Origin of the sequence: Eubacterium multiforme (assembly GCF_030813415.1) — a bacterium.
GTDB classification, from domain to species: domain Bacteria; phylum Bacillota; class Clostridia; order Clostridiales; family Clostridiaceae; genus Clostridium; species Clostridium multiforme.
The window spans coordinates 20,376-39,814 of sequence record NZ_JAUSUF010000001.1; the positions used below are offsets into that span (position 1 = coordinate 20,376).

A 19,439-nucleotide genomic window follows, 5' to 3' on the forward strand; every position below is an offset into this window, starting at 1 on the left:
ATATTATTTATTATATCCGTATTCTTCTCTTAGTTTATTAAATTCAGCACCACTTGCTGTAAATTTATGTTCATCTGAATTAGGGATTAATAAATAATATAAATAATTTGTTTTTGCTGGTTTAACTGCAGCAATTAATGATGGTTTACCTGGATTTGCAATTGGTCCAACTGGCAATCCTTTAAATTTGTAAGTATTATAAGGTGAATCAATTTTTAAATGCTTATATAGCACCTGATCTACGTGTGTGCCTAAAGCATATATGACAGTTGCATCTATTTGAAGAGGCATACCCTTTTTTAATCTATTATCAATAACAGATGATATAAGAGGTCTATCTGCTTCTGTTCTTGCTTCTTTTTCTATTAAAGATGCCTTTGTTACTATTTCATCAATTTCACTATTAGGTATAGTTACCCCTGTTTCAGTTTGAACCTGCTTCATAGTTTCTTGGAATTTATCAAGCATTGTCTTTATAACCTTATCTGGAGTAACTCCTTTTTCAAATGAATAGGTATCTGGGAATAAAAATCCTTCTAATGGATATTTTCTTTTATTTGATTCCTTTATGTAACTTGGAAGCTTATAATTTTTAACTGCCTTTAAAAATTCTTCTTTAGAAAATAATCCATCCTTTTGAAGAACGTCTGCTATTTGTACCACAGTATAACCTTCAGGTATTACAACATTAGTTACATCTTTAGTTTCTAAAGTTTTTAGAAATTCACTTAATGTTACATCTGTTTTTACTGTATATGTTCCTGATTCTATTTTAGGTACAACATTATTTAGTTTTATATAAAGTTTAATAAAAAACTCATTTTTTATTAAGTTCTTCGCTTTTAATTCACTAAGTAATGTATAAAAACCTTCTCCTTGATTAACTTGAACTTCAATACTTTCTTCATTAGATTTTAAGGGATGATTTACAGTTCTACTGTACATAAATATAGTTCCACCTAATATAATAATTAGTACTATACAAAGTCCTAAAAACTTCTTTTTAAAATTTCTCATAAAATCCCCCTATATATAAAAGTAAATAGCCTAAATTTCGGCTATTCACTTTATTATAATACTTTTTTTTCATTTTATAAAGATACTTTTTGACAAATTATTTTTTGCTTCTACTAATCTTCTTTCTTCTTTCAGCACTGTCTAATATAGTCTTTCTCATTCTTATACTCTTTGGAGTAACTTCAACTAATTCATCACCATTAATGAATTCTAGTGCTTTTTCTAAAGTTATCTTTATTGGTGGAACTAACTTAACAGCATCATCTGCTCCTGATGATCTTGTATTAGTAAGTTTCTTACCTTTACATACATTTATATCTATATCTTCTGCTCTTCCACATACTCCAACGATCATTCCTTGGTATACTGGAACACCAGCATCTATAAATAAAGATCCTCTTTCTTGAGCATTAAATAATCCATATGCAATAGCATCTCCTTGTTCAAATGATACTATTGATCCTCTACTTCTACCTGGAATTTCTCCCTTGTATGGTGCATATCCATTAAATACATGGTTCATTATACCGTTACCCTTAGTATCTGTCATAAATTCATTTCTGAATCCTATAAGTCCTCTAGCTGGTATTATGAATTCTAATCTTGTATATCCATTTACAGCTGAAGTCATATTAACCATTTCACCTTTTCTTGGTCCAAGTTTTTCCATTACAGGTCCCATGAACTCTTCAGGTACATCTATAGTTAAGTATTCCATTGGCTCTAACTTCTTACCATCTTCTTCTTTAAAGATAACATTAGCCTTTGATACTTGTAATTCATATCCTTCTCTTCTCATTGTTTCGATTAATACTGAAAGATGAAGTTCTCCTCTACCTGATACTTCAAAACAATCTGGAGTTATTTCTCTAACTCTTAAACTAACATTTGTTTCTAATTCCTTCATTAATCTATCTCTTAAGTGTCTTGAAGTAATAAAGTCTCCTTCTTGACCTGCAAATGGTGAATCATTTACCATAAAGTTCATATTAAGTGTTGGCTCATCAATTTCTACAAATGGAAGAGCTTCTGGACATTGTGAATCAGCTATTGTTTCTCCAATGTTTGCATCAGTTACACCACTTAAAGCTATTATATCTCCCATACTAGCTTCTTGAACTTCTTCTCTCTTAAGACCATTATATCCAAATAATGCTGTTGCTTTGTAATTTGATGTAGTTCCATCTTGTCTTACTAAAACTACAGGTTGGTTCTTTTTAATAGTTCCTCTATGGATTTTACCAATTGCTATTCTACCAACATATTCATTTGAATCTAATGTTGTAACAAGCATTTGGAAAGGTCCATCAACATATCCTTCTGGACATGGAACATGTTCAATTATTGTATCAAATAAAGGTATCATATTTGTATTTGTATCTTCAACATTTACTCTTGCAAATCCTTCTCTAGCTGAAGCATATATTATTGGGAAATCTAATTGTTCATCATTAGCTCCAAGTTCTAAGAATAATTCAAATACTTCATCAATAACTGCTTCTGGTCTAGCATCTGGTTTATCTATCTTATTTATAACAACTATTGGATTTAATCCTAATTCTAATGCCTTTTTAAGAACGAACTTAGTTTGAGGCATTGGTCCTTCATATGAATCAACAACTAATAATACTGAGTCTACCATTTTAAGTACACGTTCAACTTCTCCACCGAAATCAGCATGTCCTGGAGTATCAACTATATTTATTTTTACTCCATTATAATGTACAGCAGTATTCTTTGAAAGAATTGTAATACCTCTTTCTTTTTCTAAGTCATTTGAATCCATTACTCTTTCTTCTACTTTTTCATTTGATCTAAAAGTATGGCTATCTTTTAATAGGGCATCAACTAATGTAGTCTTACCATGGTCAACGTGGGCAATGATTGCAATGTTTCTAATATCTTCTCTTTTAAATAATTCCATTATTTTCCTCCATGTTTTTAGCTTTACTTTTGTATTTTTCTATGTAAACCTATAATATTTTTTTTCAAAAAGAAAATTGGATACTTTTGTGTACCCAATTCTCGCACCATTTTATATTCTAATCTTTACTTTTTAAAAAGTCAATATAAATGATAATTTAACAAAGTACTTATTCTGTTAAATCTCCATTATTATTGGAAGTATCATAGGTTTTCTCTTAGTTTTTTCATATAAGAAATTTCTAAGTTCATCCCTAATTCTACTTTTAATAGTGGCCCAATCTGTAATTTTTGATTTTTCACATTCACTTAATACAGCTTTAACTATTTCTCTAGCTTCATCCATAAGACCTTCTGATTCTCTAACATAAACGAATCCTCTAGAAATTATATCAGGACCTGCAATAACTGATGCACTTTCTCTATCAAGAGTTACAACTACAGTTAAAATACCGTCTTGTGAAAGATGTTTTCTATCTCTTAATACAATATGACCAACATCTCCAACTCCTAAACCATCTACAAGAACTTGACCTGATGTCACAGAACCATTTTTCTTAATTGAATTACGAGTAATTTCAATTACATCTCCTGTTTCAGGTAATACGTAATTTCTTGGATTTAATCCAACACTTACAGCTAATTCTGCATGTTGCTTTAAATGTCTAAACTCACCATGAACTGGCACAAAAAATCTAGGTCTTATAATAGTTTGCATAAGCTTTAATTCTTCTTGACATGCATGACCTGAAACGTGGACATTCTCATTAGCTCCATATATTACTTCTGCACCTTTTTTAAACAACTGATTTATAACTTTAGATACTAATTTTTCATTACCAGGTATTGGTGTTGCTGATATTATAACAGTATCCCCTTCAACAATTGTTATTTTTCTATGTTCAGAAGCTGCCATTCTAGCAAGTGCTGACATTGGTTCTCCTTGGCTTCCAGTTGTTATAACAACAATTTCTTCATTCTTGTACTTTTGAGTTGCATCAATTGTTATTAATGTATCCTTTTGCATTTTTAAATATCCAAGATCTATTGCTACTTGAACAATATTTTCCATACTTCTTCCAGATACAGCAACCTTTTTATCATACATTTCAGCTGCTGTTATTATTTGTTGAATTCTATGAATATTTGATGCAAAAGTTGCTACAAGTATTCTTCCTTTTGCCTTACTAAATAATCTTTCTAAATTTTCTCCAACTACCTTCTCTGATTTTGTGTATCCTGGACGTTCTACATTTGTAGAATCTGCCATCATTACAAGAACACCTTTTTTACCAAGTTCTGCAAATCTTGCAAAATCTGTTTTTCCTCCATCTATAGGAGTATAGTCAATTTTGAAGTCTCCTGTATGAAGAACAACTCCAAGTGGTGTGTGAATAGCTATTGCAACAGAATCCGCTATTGAATGGTTTGTTTTAATAAATTCAACTGTTACATTTTGCAATTTTATTTTATCTTTAGGTTTTACTCTAAATAGTTTTGTAGTTGCTAAAAGACCGTGTTCTCTTAACTTTGTTTCTACAATACCTAGAGTAAGCTTTGTTCCATATATAGGTACATCTAACTGTTTTAAAACATATGGTAATGCACCAATATGGTCTTCATGTCCGTGAGTTAAAAATATTCCTTTAATTTTATCTTTGTTTTTTAGTAGATATGAAACATCTGGTATTACTATATCAATTCCATACATGTCTACATCTGGAAACTTTAAGCCGCAATCTATAATAACAATATCATCTTTATATTCTACAACTGTAAGATTTTTCCCAATTTCATCTATTCCGCCTAAAGGAATTATTTTAACCTTAGCTCTTTCATTTTTCATATTTCCCCTCCTTATTTAAGATATGTATAAACAAAGGATGTCATCTCTTTTTTATTTTGAGAGGATTCTCCTTTAATTATTCCTTTTCTTTCTTTCTACATTCATTACATATTCCAAAGAATTTCACACTATGGTCTTGAATTTCAAATCCATACTTTGTTTCAATTCTTTTTTCTAATTCTTCTAATAAATCTTCTTCAACTTCTATAACTTTATTACATTGATTACATATTAAATGGTGATGTCTATGTTCTTCATCTTTATGAATAATTTCATATCTGCTACATCCATCGCTTAAATCTAATCTAGATAATAATTTTACTTCCTCAAGTAATAATACTGTTCTATATACAGTAGCTAATCCTATCTCAGGGCAGTCTTTTTTTACTTCATCATATATTTCTTCCGCAGTTAAGTGTCTACCTTCGTTTTTTATTATAGTATCAACTATAGCTCTTCTTTGAGGAGTTAATTTATATCCTTTTTTCTTTAAATCTTCTTTAAGTTCTTGCATGTCAACTGAAATTAAGCTTTCCATTTACAACACCTCTTTCCATGTTCTAATCTTCTTGCATTAATAAATTATAAGCTTCCTCTACCATTGCGAATTCAGCTTCATCTTCTATATTTATAAGATTGTCATTTCCATCTTCGTCACTTACTACTTTAAGTACAACAGCTTCTTCACTCTCTTCATCAGCTGGAGTTAAAACTACATACTCACTATTTAAATCATCTATCTTAAAAAAGCTTACCACTTTAAATGATAACTCATTTCCTTCCTCATCTAATAAATCAATGTATTCTATATCTTTTTCCATAATCATTCTCCTTTTTATATATTTTAATTACTATAATCAAGTATTGTCAATAACTATTTTCAATTAATAATCATTTATTTATTTGCTATTCTATCTAAATAACCTTGTAGAATATAAGTAGCTGCAACTTTATCAACTATCTTTTTTCTTTTTCCTCTTGATAAATCAGCTTCAAGCATAGCTCTATGAGCTGCTACTGTTGTAAGCCTTTCATCCCAAAAAACTATTTCTAAATCAATTGATCCCTTTAAAAGCTCACTAAATTCTTGTATTTTTTCTCCTGCAAATCCAATTGAGCCATCCATATTTTTAGGTAACCCAACAACTATAGTTTCTACAGAATATTCATTACATATTCTCTTTACTTCTTCTACATCGGAAACTTTTTTTGTTCTTCTTATAGTTGTTATTCCTTGGGCTGTATATCCTAGTGGATCTGATATAGCAACTCCTATTGTTTTTTGTCCAACATCTAATCCTAATATTCTCATATTATCTCCTTGAAAACAAAAAGCGCCCCTCAACAGGGCACCTTTTTTATTTTATCTCTAAATAAGATTTTATAACTTCTTCAAGAATTTCATCTCTTTCAAGTTTTCTTACTAAAGCTCTTGCTCCGTTGTAATTTGTAATGTAAGTAGGGTCTCCTGATATTAGATAACCAACAAGTTGATTAATAGGATTATACCCTTTCTCTTGAAGTGAATTATAAACCTCTGTTAAGATTGATTTTGTTAACACTTCTTTATTTTTTGATAAATCAAATTGCATTGTATGTTCTAAATTGTTACTCATATTCACGCTGCTTTTATAGCAGCTCACCCCCTTACCTTATTGTTAAAGGAAATCTATATATATTAATAGTATTATCCATACACATTCTATTATATACAAAACTTATAAGCTAATTATAACCCATATCTTTTTAAAAGTACACTATTTTACTAAACTTTCAATTATAGAATATGATTTCTCTATTGCTTCATTAATTTTTTCTGGTAGCTTTCCGCCAGCTTGAGCCATGTCTGGTCTTCCACCACCACCGCCGCCTACAACTTGTGCTACTTCCTTAATTATTTTTCCACAATGAATTCCTGATGCTACTGCATCCTTTGTTGCCATTGCAACTAAATTAACTTTTCCATTTACATTACTTATTAATACAACTACTGATTTTTTATCCTTATTTCTAATCTTATCACCAAGATCTCTTAGAGCATTACCATCAACATCTTCTAAAGCATAAGATATTACCTTAACCCCATTAATATCTTTTGCTGTATTTAATATATCATCCTCTGCTCCACTTGTAAGTTTTGCTTTTAATTCTGATATTTCTTTTTCTTTTTCTTTTATTTCTGAATTTTGAATTGAAATTTTATTTATTATATCTTTTTCATTACATTTTAATGCTGCGCAAGCTTCCATAAGCATATTTTGTTTTTGCTCAACATATTTAATAGCTGCAAATCCTGTTAATGCTTCTATTCTTCTAACACCTGCTGCAACTCCTGATTCATTAACTATCTTAAATAGTCCAATTTCTCCTGAGTTTAATACGTGAGTACCACCACATAATTCCATTGAGTAATCCCCAACTTCTACAACTCTAACTTTATTGCCATACTTATCATCAAATAAAGCCATAGCACCTTTAGCCTTTGCTTCTTCTAATGTCATAAGATTTGTATCTACTTTGTAAGTTTCCATTACATTTTCATTAACTAAGTCTTCTACCTTTTGAATTTCTTCTTTAGTTAATCCTTGGAAATGAGTAAAGTCAAATCTTAATCTTTCATCATCAACATATGAACCTGCTTGATTTACATGTTCTCCTAAAACTTCCTTTAATGCTTCATGTAACATATGAGTTGCTGTATGATTTTTACGTATATTGTTTCTTCTCTTTACATCAATTTTTAAGTCAGCCTCTTCATTTAATTTAACTATTCCACTATTAACTTTTACATAATGAATAGTTTTTCCTGAAACATTATTTTTAGTATCATAAACATAAGCTTCAAAGCTATGTCCCTTTATTATTCCCTTGTCACCTACTTGACCTCCCATTTCTGCATAAAAAGGAGTTTTGTCAGTTACAATATATCCCTTTTGGCCTTCTTTTAATTCTGAAACAGCTTCTTCATCTGTTGCTAAAAATAATATTTTTCCTACTATTTCATCATTATCATATCCAACAAATTCACAATTTATTTCATTGCCAATTGAGTTAATTGGTGATTCTTCACTTCCCATGTAAGTAAATTCACCTCTAGCACTTCTAGCTCTTTCTCTTTGTTCTTGCATTTCCTTATTGAAAGCTTCTTTATCAATTGTCATATTTTTTTCTTCTAATATTTCTTCTGTTAATTCATATGGGAATCCATAAGTGTCGTAAAGCTTAAATGCTTTTTCTCCATCTAATACACTCTTATTTTCTTTTTCTAGTTCTTCAATGTATCCTAAAAGTATTCCCATTCCTGAATCTATTGTTTCGTTGAATCTTTCTTCTTCTAAGGTAACTATCTTTTTAATGTAATCTTTTTTAGATATAAGTTCATCATATTCAACGCCATAATTTTCAACAACTGATTCTACTATATCCTTTAAGAATAATCCCTTTATTCCAAGAACTCTTCCATGTCTTGCAGCTCTTCTTAAAAGTCTTCTAAGTACATAGCCTCTTCCTTCATTACTTGGTTGAACACCATCTGAAATCATCATAGTAACTGATTTAACATGGTCTGTTATTATTCTAAGAGAAACATCATTTTGAGGATCTTCCCCATATTTAACACCTGAAAGTTCTGAAACTTTTCCTAATATATTTTTAACAGTATCTATCTCAAATATATTTTCAACACCTTGCATTAATGTAGCAAGTCTTTCAAGTCCCATTCCTGTATCAATGTTTGGATGCTTTAGTCTTTCGTAATTTCCTTTTCCATCTCCATCAAATTGAGTGAATACTAAGTTCCAGAATTCAATTATTCTATCTTCATCACTAGCCTTAACAAACTCTTCTGCTGTCTTAACTGGTTCTACTCCTATTCCTCTTTCAAAATGAATTTCTGTACATGGACCACATGGACCTGCACCATGTTCCCAGAAGTTATCTTCTTTTCCAAGTCTAAATATTCTGTTTGTATCTATATCAGTTTTATTTTTCCAAATTTCAAAAGCTTCATCATCATCTAAATAAATTGTTACATATAACTTATCCTTTGGCATTTTAAGAACTTCTGTTATAAACTCCCATGCCCATGGAATTACTTCTTCTTTAAAGTAATCTCCAAAAGAAAAGTTTCCAAGCATTTCAAAGAAAGTACCATGTCTTGAAGTCTTACCAACATTTTCGATATCCCCTGTTCTAATACACTTTTGACATGTTGTAATTCTAGTTCTTGGTGGTTTTTGTATTCCTGTAAAATATGGCTTAAGTGGCGCCATACCTGCATTAATTAATAATAAACTCTTATCATTTTTTGGTACTAAAGGAAAACTCTTTAATCTTAAGTGTCCTTTTCCTTCAAAAAATTGTAAATAAGCTTCTCTAAGCTCATTTGTTCCCATATACTTCATATATTTTACCTCCATTGCAATATAAAAAAGCCTTCATCCCAAAAGACTTAAGGGACGAAAGCTAACTCTTCCGCGGTACCACCCTAATTATGTAAATTAAATTTACATCACTTTAAATGGTTATAGCTCCTAGGTAGCTTCAAAATGAATTATTTAGAAGTTTTCACCAACCACTTCTTCTCTAAAAAAATAAAATCAAATTTACTCATCCTAATCATAGCTAAATATTCAATTAACTAAAGAAATTATATTTTATATACTTAAATATGTCAATATTTTTCATAATTTTTTGTTATTTTTCTAAAATATATAATGATTAAAAAAGATAATAATTTAAATCATCATATATAACCTTTAAAATAACTCCAATTGGAACAGCAAGAACCATACCTGTAATTCCCCCTAACTTTTCTCCTATAAGAAGTAATATTATAATTAAAAGAGGGTGTATATTTGTACTATCTGCTGTAACTTTAGGTGCTAATATGTTTCCTTCTATTTGCTGAATTACTAATATTCCAATTATTGCCCAAAGTCCCTTTGCTTCAGAATCAAAAAATGCAATTAAAACTGCAGGTATACCTCCAAAGAAAGCCCCAAAATAAGGAACTATATTAAATATTCCATTTATAATTGAAAGTAAAAGAGCAAATTTTATATCTAAAATCAAAAATAATATTAAACACATAATTCCTGTTGCAATAGACAAGATAACTTGACTTACTATGTATCTTTCTAAAAGTAAATTAACATCTTCAATAATTTTCTTGGCTATCTTTCTCTTTTTAACAGGTATTAATAAATACATCTTATTAGAAATTATTTCTCCATCTGATAAAAAATAATATGTGACAATAGGTATTATAGCAATTGAAGCTATATTGCTTGTAAAATTAATAGCCCATGTTATTGTATTTTGTGATAAATTCATAATATATCCCCACAACTTTTCTTCTACTTCCTCATAAATAGTTAATCCAATAGATGAGTTATTTATCTTTAAACTTTCTATAATATTATTTATATAAATTGAAATTTTATCTATAATAGAAGCGGTATTACCCATTTCTTTCATAAGTTTTGGGATTAATATATAAAGAATTAATATAATTATTAAAGTTATTCCAAACATAACTATGAGAGTTGCTTTTCTCCTAGATATTCTTTCTTTTCCTATGATTAAATTTCTTAAAGGCCTTAATATGTAGGCTAAAAGAGCTGAAATAATTATAATATTTATAACTTCTCTAAATACCTTCCAATTTAAATATAAAACTAAGAATAAAATTATAACAAATATTAAAATAAACCTTATAATTAATGTTTTGTTTTTAATTGGTAGCTTCATTTTTATCTACCTTTCTAGGCATAGATTTTAAAGTAACACCTTCTTTACCTATATATAATATGTACTCTTCTCCTAAAATACATTCACTTAAAAGTAAAATATCCTTTCCTTTTAAAAGTCTTTCTATAATTCCTGTACTTATTACAATACCTTTAATAGAAAAGTCTTCTTCTCCAATTATTATATCCTCCACTACACCTTTAATATTTCCATTTAAATCTATTATATCCATCCCTTTAATATTTTTAAGTTCTAGCCCTTTTCCTTGAATACTTTTTTCTACAACTATATCTTTATTTATAGAAATTATACTTTGAAATTCAATAAAGTTTTTTTTAGAAAATAAACTATAGTTTGATACCTTTAATCCTTTAACTCTTTCCTTAAAAAAATCAATAAATAAATCCTCTACTATTCCAATCTTTTTTCCTCTAACATCATATACACTTTTCATATAAAAATCTTTACTTCTAAGCATAAATGTCCTCCTAAACTCATTAACTTTATCTTTTCCTAAATTTCCTTTTTTAAACTAAATTGTTAATGATTTATTAGAACAAATTTAAATAATTTTTCTGTTTCATCATAGAGAATTCTAAAAGTCTTAATATTTATATCTTTTTATCTACCTGCAGGCACATAAATCTCTCCTGTATTTGCATCTGCAATTTGCCCATTATATAAATTTACAACATATAAAGTTTTTGAAGTTCTAAATACAGCAGATATACCTTCAAGGTCTGATGCAGCTATCCCTTCAAATTTATATTTCTTTTTTGTACCTAACTTCTCTTTAATTAATGCAAGAGCCTCATCATTTGTTAAAATCTTTTTAAATCTTACATCATTACTATCTTCATTATTATTTTTCTCTACTTTTTTCTTTTTACTTTCTGAAACAACTTTTTTATAATCAGATTTTCCTTCTGATTTTGATTTTACTTGTTTATTATTTGTAGTAGTTTTATTTTTTGAATTTAAAATTTTCTCTTTTTTATTATTTTCTTCTTTTTCAGCTAATTGCTTCTTTTCTAAAGCTTTTTGTTTTTCTATTTGTTCCTTAAGCCTTTCAATAGATGTATTTATTTGTTTTTTTAAACTATCTACATCTTCTTTAAATCCATTAATATCGTAATAATCACTTATTTCATTTGCTTTTGAATTTGCCTCATCAAATTGATTATTACTATATAAATTTTTAGCAGTTAAATATTTACTTACTGAATCTTTTAAGCCTTTAGCCTTTTCATAATCTGGCTTTGTACTTAAAGCTGAATCAATTCCTACTATTGCTTTATCATACTGCTTTCGATTTATACATTGTATAATTTCATTCATTATTTTATTTACTTTATAATCTTTATAACAAAAAAAGTATCCTATAACCCCTAATATTACTATACCTGTTATAGCTGTATAAATTTTTATTCTTTTGTGTTTTTTCAATATTTTATCCCCCTATGTAAAGTTTATATATATTAAGTTACACAAATATTTTCTAAACTTATTTATAATAATTTTAATTAAATCTAAATTATATAACTAAAATGCAAAGAAAATAATCATGTATTTTGCAAAGCATTAATAATTTTAGCATCATAATTACATTTTTCCAAATTTTATGATTAATCTATAAAGATAAAAAAGCTACTTTTAAAACCAATTATAACTAAATTATACAAAAAAAATTCTAGTTTAATACTGCAAAAAGAAAAAGTGGACATTCTAATATGTTCCCATTATAGTAGACAGTTAAAATAATTAACCTGTTCTTTAATGAAAGCATATCAATCTATCCACTTTTAAAATTCTATACACCAAAACCTAATTTCACAATTTTTTTACTTGATTTAATTTCAATAAAATCAATATTTTCTCTATTAATTAAATAGAGTTCCAACTTTATTTTTACTTATATAAAAATATTGAGTAATAAAACAAATTATCATTGTATAAAATACTCCTAAAAACATATTAACTTTAAAATCATATTCAAAAAATTCACCTATAACCATTATTTGCATTAAAGTCAATATAATTATTATACCGTAATATGAAAGCATATAATTGAATTTATCTTTTTCTTTTCCCTTTTTTAAATTTAGATCCACAATTTCATAATCACCTTTTGTTATATTTCTTTTATTTTGTTAACTAAAGATTTTTTATTATTTATGCAAAGTTTTATTATCAAACTTATATAAATAATACCATTTTTCTAATTTATTATAATTTATTCTATATTAGTAAAACATTTTATAAAAATCTAAATAAAAACATATAACTTTTTTCAAATATAAGCTTTCATAGATTATTTCCTATTTTACAATTTTATAATAAATCTTAGCTGTTATTAAATATACTACTCCATAACATAAAGCAAAAACTAAAGAAGTTATAATAGTATACATTCCATATAATCTAGTATTAGTAAAATGTAATGCTGATAATAACCTTGTTATTGAAGGAAATGCAAAGGCAATATTTATCATTGCAAGAACTAAACATGTTGTTGACCAAATACTCATAAATAATTCTCCTTATAAAATTTATCTAACTAATCTCATTTAAAATACCATCTTTCATAAAAAGCTTCCTTTTTGAATATTTTGATACCAAATTATCATGAGTAACTAACACTATAGTTTTATTATACTTATCATTTAATTCTTTTAATATATTTAATATATTAATACTATTAGACTCATCTAATGCCCCAGTAGGTTCATCTGCTAAAATAATATTACTCTCCTGTACTAAAGCCCTTGCTATTGCAACTCTCTGTTGTTGTCCTCCTGATAGTTCACTTACCTTTTTATATTTTAAATCACTAATATTTAATTCATTTAAATATTTTTCAGCAAGTTCATGTTTTTTCTTCATTTTAACTTTTCTAAATCTTAATGGTAATATACAATTATTTAAAACTGTCATATCTTTTATTAAAGCAAAATTTTGAAAAATAAAAGATATTTTTTTATTTCTTATATCTGATAAATCATTTATTTTCTTAAAATCTATCTTTTCATTATATAAAACATATTCTCCCTGTGTAGGAGTATCTATACATCCAATTATATTTAATAATGTACTTTTTCCACATCCAGATGATCCCATAATAGAAATAAAATCTCCTTTTTCTATTTTAAGATTTATTCCTTTTAATGCCTTAACTTCATTATTTCCTTTTCCATAAATTTTTTCTATACCCACAAGCTTTATTATACTCATTCAATAAAACCTCCCATCATATCCTTTGGTGTCATTTTATTTAATTTATTAAAGACTACAATTAAACATATTATGACTAATAAAATTAATATTGTTAATGCTACACACCAGTAAAATAATTTATTATATATCATAAAATATCTAAAAGAAAACCTCCCAAATTTACTTACTACAATAAAGCTTAAAATTATAGATATTATTATGAATAATATAAATTCCTTAAGATACGTTTTAAATATATCCTTCTTACTTAGTCCAATTGAATACATTACACCTATTTTTTCTTTATTCATTAATAATTTAAATGTCATAGATATTATAAGTGATGCTATGGTTAATATAGTTATTATACTTGTTTTAATTATTTTTCTTAAAATTTCAAAATGAATTTCATCCATAAACCAATTTAAATCCTTTTTATAATCTGAAATTTCTATTAAACTTATATAACCTTTAAGAATTTGTTTCAGTTCCTCTATTTTAATAGTTGTCCCGTCGTTATACCCATATATAGTTATAGGCTCATAATTGTAAGTTGCTAATTCATTATTTATTTTAAAGTCTTCAGGTGAAGTAGGAATCATAAAACTACCACTTATTTCAATCGCATCAAATACAGTATCATAATATGATGAATATAATATCTCATCATCAAACATTCCAACTATAATATAATTTTGCTTATTATAATAAAATCTTTCACCAATATTAAGCTTTTTATCGAAATTCTTTCCAATGACTATAGGAATATCATCATTATTTCTATTCCAAATTTCTTTATTAATATTTCCTTTAATTTTATTTTCATTATATTTTAATGCTTCAAAATTAACTTTCCATGGATTTATTACAGATGGTGGCTGCATAGGAGCATATTCACACTTACTAATTAAATCTCTAGATGATATATTTAATTCTTCTACTGGTACCTTATATTTTTCATCTGAATTACTTAACATAATTCCATAACTAATATTATTGTTATCTAATGTACCTAGCACCTTTTCTATATCTACGGCTCCATTATTTAATTGAGCTGGAGCAAAATTCACTAAAAATCCATTCTCAACAGGATAACTTTTTTCATATAATTTTATATAATCATCTTTAAAACTTATTATTGATATAAATGAATATATATAATAAATACATAATACTAATTGTAGAGTAATTAATATATTTATCATTTTTTCTTTACTAAACTTAAAAAAAATAGTGTCTCTCATAATCATCACCTAATATCCTCTAATATCTTAAACCTCATTACTCTATAAAGACAAATAAAAGAAACAATAATTACTATTAAAAATGATACTACTATAGTAATTAAAATATTATTTATATCAACAGATGCAAACATATCATTTATATATTTATTTGATATGTATACAACTACATAGGAGGTTATTAATCCTAATAATAATGATATTAGGTACATAGGAATTAATTTTTTTATATTCTCGAGCAAAATATCTATGGGCTTTGCTCCTAATATACGCATAATAGAAAATTCTTTTCTAATACTATATACATAAAATATACAAAATAAATTTAATGTTAATATAGATAAAATTAAATCAATAATACTTTCTTCAATAATTAGTGAATTATTCATAACAAACTCAAGTATATTCTTACTAGGTATACTAGATATATCATAGTTTATTTCATTGTTAGCAGTATAATTAAAATTTTTAGAGTCTTCTTTATCTATCCAATAAAAAAAATTATCATATGAATTGTTGTAATATGACATAGTATTAATAGGTATAAAAGACGAAAAAGCTAAATAATCTGAATCATATATAACACCTATAATTTTATATTGCTCCCCATATAATTCTATATATTCATTATTTCCTTCTTTCTCTAGAGCTTTATTGAGTGTGTTTCCAATAATTGCAACCTTTCTATTTTCTATGAAATCTTTTTCTATAAAATTTCTTCCTTTAATTTTAGTATATTTATTTATATCAAAATATTTAGATACCCCCATTACTTTATTTGCATAAATATCTTCTCCAATTTTAGTCTGTTCAATCATTTGTGGAGTTGAATATATATGTATATTATTATCTTCAAGAGTTTTTGTTATATTGCTTAATTTTACTTCTTTATTAGAATAAATAGAAAAATTATTGAAATTATCATAAAATTCGTTTTCTTCTATAACGTATTTATAATTTTTATAATTAGAACTAATTATAAAACTAAGGCAAAAAATTGATAGTGTAAATCCTACTACTAAAAAAATATTTATTGCATTTAGCTTAATCTTGCTCATCTTATTCTCCTCTTAAATATTTTTCATATTTTGTATTACAAGCAAAATTTTACCATATAATTTTTGTTAATACAATTTTTTATTAATCATTGTACATTTATGTCACTTTATTTATTGGACTATACTTTAAATACTTATTTAATAAAAAAATATAACTGAATCCATATAGATTCAGTTATATTTTTTTATGTACCTGCAGGTACATAAATCTCTCCTGTATTTGCATCTGCAATTTGCCAATTATATAAATTTACAACATATAAAGTTTTTGAAGTTCTAAATACAGCAGATATACCTTCAAGGTCTGATACAGATATTACCATAAAAGCAATTGGGTTTAGCTAAATATTATTAATTTTGATATTTATGTAGTTCTTTTAAAAATTGTTTATAATCATCATCTTCCCAATAAAAAGTAAGCTCATCTTCTGTATACTCTCTAGTAACAGGATACATAAATTTTTCACCTAAATCTAATCCTAATTCATTTAAAACTAACTGTGCAAATTCTCTAAAAGCAAAGCCAATTGCTGTAATGACATTCTTATCCTTTACAACAGGCTTATGAATAAAATTATTCTTATTAATGTATTTAAAAATATCAGCCATTTGCATAAAAAGACCAGCTGTAAATTTAACTTCATCTAATATTCCTGCTTTAGCTAACAAAATAGGAGAACTTGATATTGCTCCTATTAAAATATCTCTATTTTTAAGTCCAGAAAGAAAATTAATAAGTTTATCATCATACAAAGCAGGTAAGGGATTAATTATTCCAGGTAATATAACACAGTTATACTCATCTAAATTAACCTCATTAAAAATTTTTGTAGGAGTGACTTGAAAGCCTTCTTCACTTTTATAAATTTTCATTTCACTTCCTAAATAATCTATCTCTCTGCCAAACCATATTTTAAACAAGAAGTTAAAGTAGTAATTTCTTGCAAGGAAAAATATGGATAAATAATTACTGCTATTTTTTTCATATTTAATTCCCCCTTAATATATTTAAAAATGGCTCTCTTAAAATACTTTCTACTCTATGAATTTTCTTTATTACTTATATTAACTTTATATTCTAATCATATATTTTATTCTTTAATGACTTTTTAATATTATTTTTTCATCATTATCACGGATAAATTCATATAAGCATTTATGCTCAATTACTGCTTTACTTATATTATTTTCATCATGTACCTTGATCCCCTTTTTTTCAAAATAAGACATAACCTGTGGAATATAACTAATTATATTATTATATAATTCTAATTTAATACTATCTCCATCTTTTAAATTAATATCTATATAAATAGAATCTGCAGAAAAATCAAGGGGACTAATTCTAATTCTTTTTTTGTAAATAAAATCTATAGTATTAATATCATTATAATGAATTAGTTTATTTACCATATGTTTTTTGCCAATTAAAATATATAGTAAATATCTCAGTTTTTGCAATGAATTTGAAAATTCTTGAAAGTAAATACCCTTTCTGCTGATTGTCCAAGTTTCAGAAAAACAAACAGGTAACACTAATAATATTTCTATACTTAAAATCAATAAAAATATCCATAGCGGTTGAGTACCAAATCCGGTAAAAAGTAAGCTTGTAAAAATACAAAATATTATACTAAATATTAATATTTTTTTATCTACCTTTTTTCCCACAGTAAAAGGTTTAGGAAAATAAACAGCACCTCGAATAAGTTCATCTAAAGAAATATCATATAGATCACTTAATTTAATTAAATTATCAATATCAGGAATACAAATATTATTTTCCCATTTTGAAATAGCTTGTCTAGAAACATTTAGTTTTTCTGCTAATTGTTCTTGTGTAAAATTAAATGCTTCTCTATACATTTTTAGATATTCACTTAATTTCATTTTTAATTCCTCCAATCTATTTATTTTATAAATAATATAGATTAAAAATTTATTTTTTTCTATAAACTACTAGTTGCATTAAGTGTTTTTATTAAATTTTTGCAACGTAAACTATTGATTACATTTAAATTAAGGTTTTTATCTACAAAAAAATTCCTCTTAAGTAATTATTCATCAATTCTCTTTAACATTTATTATATACTTATATACTTGATAATCAAATTTTAAACATAAAAATAAGTGGACAAAATTTTGCCCACTCTACTTTATTAATCTTAATAAGAAAATAATTCTTCAAATTTGACTTTATCTAATTACAAATATAAAAATTGTAACTACTGAAATAAATATTGCACCACATAAACTAAATATTGCAACTACTTTATTCTTCTTCCAATTTTGAATTGCTTGAATAAACATCAATACACCTAATAATGGTTCAAGTACATTTATTGCAGTTTCCCAAGCAGCTAAAATCTGTATACCAGCCAATACTATTATACTTAGCGAGCAAATAATACCAATTATAGATAACGCTTTTTCATATGGTTGCTTTTGACTCCATATATCTTTAATATTTTCCATTTTACCTCCTATATATCAAATCCTATTTGAACTTCATTATTTTTTTCTTCAAAAGCTCTAATATAATTAAAAACCTCTTTTATGTCACAAATAATATTATTTTTCTGACATGTTTCTTTAATAATTCCCATCAAATTTTCATGATTTTTACTTATTACTTCATAGCTATTCCCATATTGTCTTATGTACATTTCTTTTAAACCTTTAAAATGCTTATCTAAATTCTTATAATAATATTCTCTATTTCCATTTCTTAATGTTAACCCAATACCAAATACTATAATTCCTTTAACTTTAGCCTCTATACAATAATCTAAAATCCCTCTTATATTTTCTTCTGTATCATTTATATAAGGTAAAATAGGAGTTATCCAAACTACTGTAGGAATTTTATTATCCCTAAATATCTTTAAAGCTTCAAATCGTTCTTTTGTTGTAGAAACATTTGGCTCAATAATCTTGCATAATTCTTCATCATAAGTTGTTAATGTCATCTGTACGACACACTTTGCTTTATTATTTATACTTCTTAGCAAATCTAAATCCCTTAATATTCTATTTGATTTAGTTTGTATTGATAACCCAAACCCATACTTATCAATTATTTCTAAACATTTTCTGGTGTTTTGAAGTTTTTCTTCTAAATGAATATACGGATCGCTCATTGCACCTGTTCCAATCATACACTTTTTCTTTTTTCTCATAAGTGTATTTTCTAGTAACTTTGGTCCATTAGTCTTAACCTCTATATCTTCAAAAATATGATTCATTCCATAACAAATACTTCGGGAGTCACAATATATACATCCATGAGTACATCCCCTATAAATATTTATTCCATTATTACTAGATAGAATACTCTTTACTATAACATCATGCATATAATCATAACCCCCTTCTAACACATTGTAT

21 protein-coding genes and 1 other annotated feature are annotated in these 19,439 nt (G+C 26.4%); all 21 genes read right to left on the reverse strand.

The window, feature by feature from the left end:
- Positions 1-3 precede the first annotated feature (3 nt).
- The gene (gene mltG / locus J2S18_RS00095; protein ID WP_307481631.1) at positions 4-1,017 is read right to left on the reverse strand and encodes an endolytic transglycosylase MltG; all 1,014 of its coding nucleotides are present in this window, start codon (positions 1,015-1,017) and stop codon (positions 4-6) included.
- A 97-nt stretch (positions 1,018-1,114) separates the two neighbouring features.
- Positions 1,115-2,941: a translational GTPase TypA gene (gene typA / locus J2S18_RS00100; protein ID WP_307481634.1), complete on the reverse strand. Its 1,827-nt coding sequence runs from the start codon at positions 2,939-2,941 to the stop codon at positions 1,115-1,117.
- Between the two features lie 177 nt (positions 2,942-3,118).
- Positions 3,119-4,786, reverse strand: coding sequence for a ribonuclease J (locus J2S18_RS00105; RefSeq protein WP_307481636.1), 1,668 nt, complete (start codon positions 4,784-4,786; stop codon positions 3,119-3,121).
- 76 nt (positions 4,787-4,862) lie between these two features.
- A complete protein-coding gene (locus J2S18_RS00110; RefSeq protein ID WP_307481639.1) occupies positions 4,863-5,324 on the reverse strand; it encodes a Fur family transcriptional regulator in 462 nt (153 codons plus the stop codon).
- 22 nt (positions 5,325-5,346) lie between these two features.
- Positions 5,347-5,607 carry a DUF1292 domain-containing protein gene (locus J2S18_RS00115; protein ID WP_307481640.1) on the reverse strand — a complete coding sequence of 87 codons (261 nt, stop codon included), beginning with the start codon at positions 5,605-5,607 and terminating at the stop codon, positions 5,347-5,349.
- Positions 5,608-5,681: 74 nt separating this feature from the next.
- Positions 5,682-6,098 carry a Holliday junction resolvase RuvX gene (ruvX, locus tag J2S18_RS00120; protein ID WP_307481642.1) on the reverse strand — a complete coding sequence of 139 codons (417 nt, stop codon included), beginning with the start codon at positions 6,096-6,098 and terminating at the stop codon, positions 5,682-5,684.
- A gap of 46 nt (positions 6,099-6,144) precedes the next feature.
- Positions 6,145-6,402, reverse strand: coding sequence for an IreB family regulatory phosphoprotein (locus tag J2S18_RS00125; protein ID WP_209795345.1), 258 nt, complete (start codon positions 6,400-6,402; stop codon positions 6,145-6,147).
- Between the two features lie 141 nt (positions 6,403-6,543).
- Positions 6,544-9,189 carry an alanine--tRNA ligase gene (alaS, locus tag J2S18_RS00130; RefSeq protein ID WP_307481646.1) on the reverse strand — a complete coding sequence of 882 codons (2,646 nt, stop codon included), beginning with the start codon at positions 9,187-9,189 and terminating at the stop codon, positions 6,544-6,546.
- Between the two features lie 47 nt (positions 9,190-9,236).
- Positions 9,237-9,416, reverse strand: a binding site (T-box leader).
- An 89-nt stretch (positions 9,417-9,505) separates the two neighbouring features.
- Positions 9,506-10,537, reverse strand: coding sequence for an AI-2E family transporter (locus tag J2S18_RS00135; protein WP_307481649.1), 1,032 nt, complete (start codon positions 10,535-10,537; stop codon positions 9,506-9,508).
- Entirely contained in the window at positions 10,521-11,015 is a 495-nt protein-coding gene (locus tag J2S18_RS00140; RefSeq protein WP_307481652.1) for a PRC-barrel domain-containing protein, read from the reverse strand. The genes J2S18_RS00135 and J2S18_RS00140 overlap by 17 nt, the downstream gene beginning before the upstream one ends.
- A 143-nt stretch (positions 11,016-11,158) precedes the next feature.
- On the reverse strand, positions 11,159-11,983 hold the full coding sequence (locus J2S18_RS00145; protein WP_307481654.1) for a hypothetical protein: 825 nt from the start codon (positions 11,981-11,983) through the stop codon (positions 11,159-11,161).
- Between the two features lie 434 nt (positions 11,984-12,417).
- Positions 12,418-12,648, reverse strand: a complete 231-nt coding sequence (locus J2S18_RS00150; protein ID WP_307481655.1) for a hypothetical protein — start codon at positions 12,646-12,648, stop codon at positions 12,418-12,420.
- Positions 12,649-12,855: 207 nt separating this feature from the next.
- A complete protein-coding gene (locus J2S18_RS00155) occupies positions 12,856-13,065 on the reverse strand; it encodes a hypothetical protein (protein WP_307481657.1) in 210 nt (69 codons plus the stop codon).
- A 25-nt stretch (positions 13,066-13,090) separates the two neighbouring features.
- Positions 13,091-13,768, reverse strand: coding sequence for an ABC transporter ATP-binding protein (locus J2S18_RS00160; protein ID WP_307481660.1), 678 nt, complete (start codon positions 13,766-13,768; stop codon positions 13,091-13,093).
- Positions 13,765-14,994, reverse strand: a complete 1,230-nt coding sequence (locus tag J2S18_RS00165) for an FtsX-like permease family protein (RefSeq protein WP_307481661.1) — start codon at positions 14,992-14,994, stop codon at positions 13,765-13,767. Before J2S18_RS00165 ends, J2S18_RS00160 begins: the two co-directional genes overlap by 4 nt.
- A 5-nt stretch (positions 14,995-14,999) precedes the next feature.
- The gene (locus tag J2S18_RS00170; protein ID WP_307481664.1) at positions 15,000-16,052 is read right to left on the reverse strand and encodes an ABC transporter permease; all 1,053 of its coding nucleotides are present in this window, start codon (positions 16,050-16,052) and stop codon (positions 15,000-15,002) included.
- 185 nt (positions 16,053-16,237) lie between these two features.
- A complete protein-coding gene (locus J2S18_RS00175) occupies positions 16,238-16,375 on the reverse strand; it encodes a hypothetical protein (protein ID WP_307481665.1) in 138 nt (45 codons plus the stop codon).
- Between the two features lie 28 nt (positions 16,376-16,403).
- A complete protein-coding gene (locus J2S18_RS00180; RefSeq protein WP_307481668.1) occupies positions 16,404-16,925 on the reverse strand; it encodes a DJ-1/PfpI family protein in 522 nt (173 codons plus the stop codon).
- A 225-nt stretch (positions 16,926-17,150) separates the two neighbouring features.
- Positions 17,151-17,942: a helix-turn-helix domain-containing protein gene (locus tag J2S18_RS00185; RefSeq protein ID WP_307481671.1), complete on the reverse strand. Its 792-nt coding sequence runs from the start codon at positions 17,940-17,942 to the stop codon at positions 17,151-17,153.
- 306 nt (positions 17,943-18,248) lie between these two features.
- Positions 18,249-18,527, reverse strand: coding sequence for a hypothetical protein (locus tag J2S18_RS00190; protein WP_307481674.1), 279 nt, complete (start codon positions 18,525-18,527; stop codon positions 18,249-18,251).
- A gap of 8 nt (positions 18,528-18,535) precedes the next feature.
- The gene (locus tag J2S18_RS00195) at positions 18,536-19,408 is read right to left on the reverse strand and encodes an SPL family radical SAM protein (RefSeq protein ID WP_307481676.1); all 873 of its coding nucleotides are present in this window, start codon (positions 19,406-19,408) and stop codon (positions 18,536-18,538) included.
- Between the last annotated feature and the right edge of the window lie 31 nt (positions 19,409-19,439).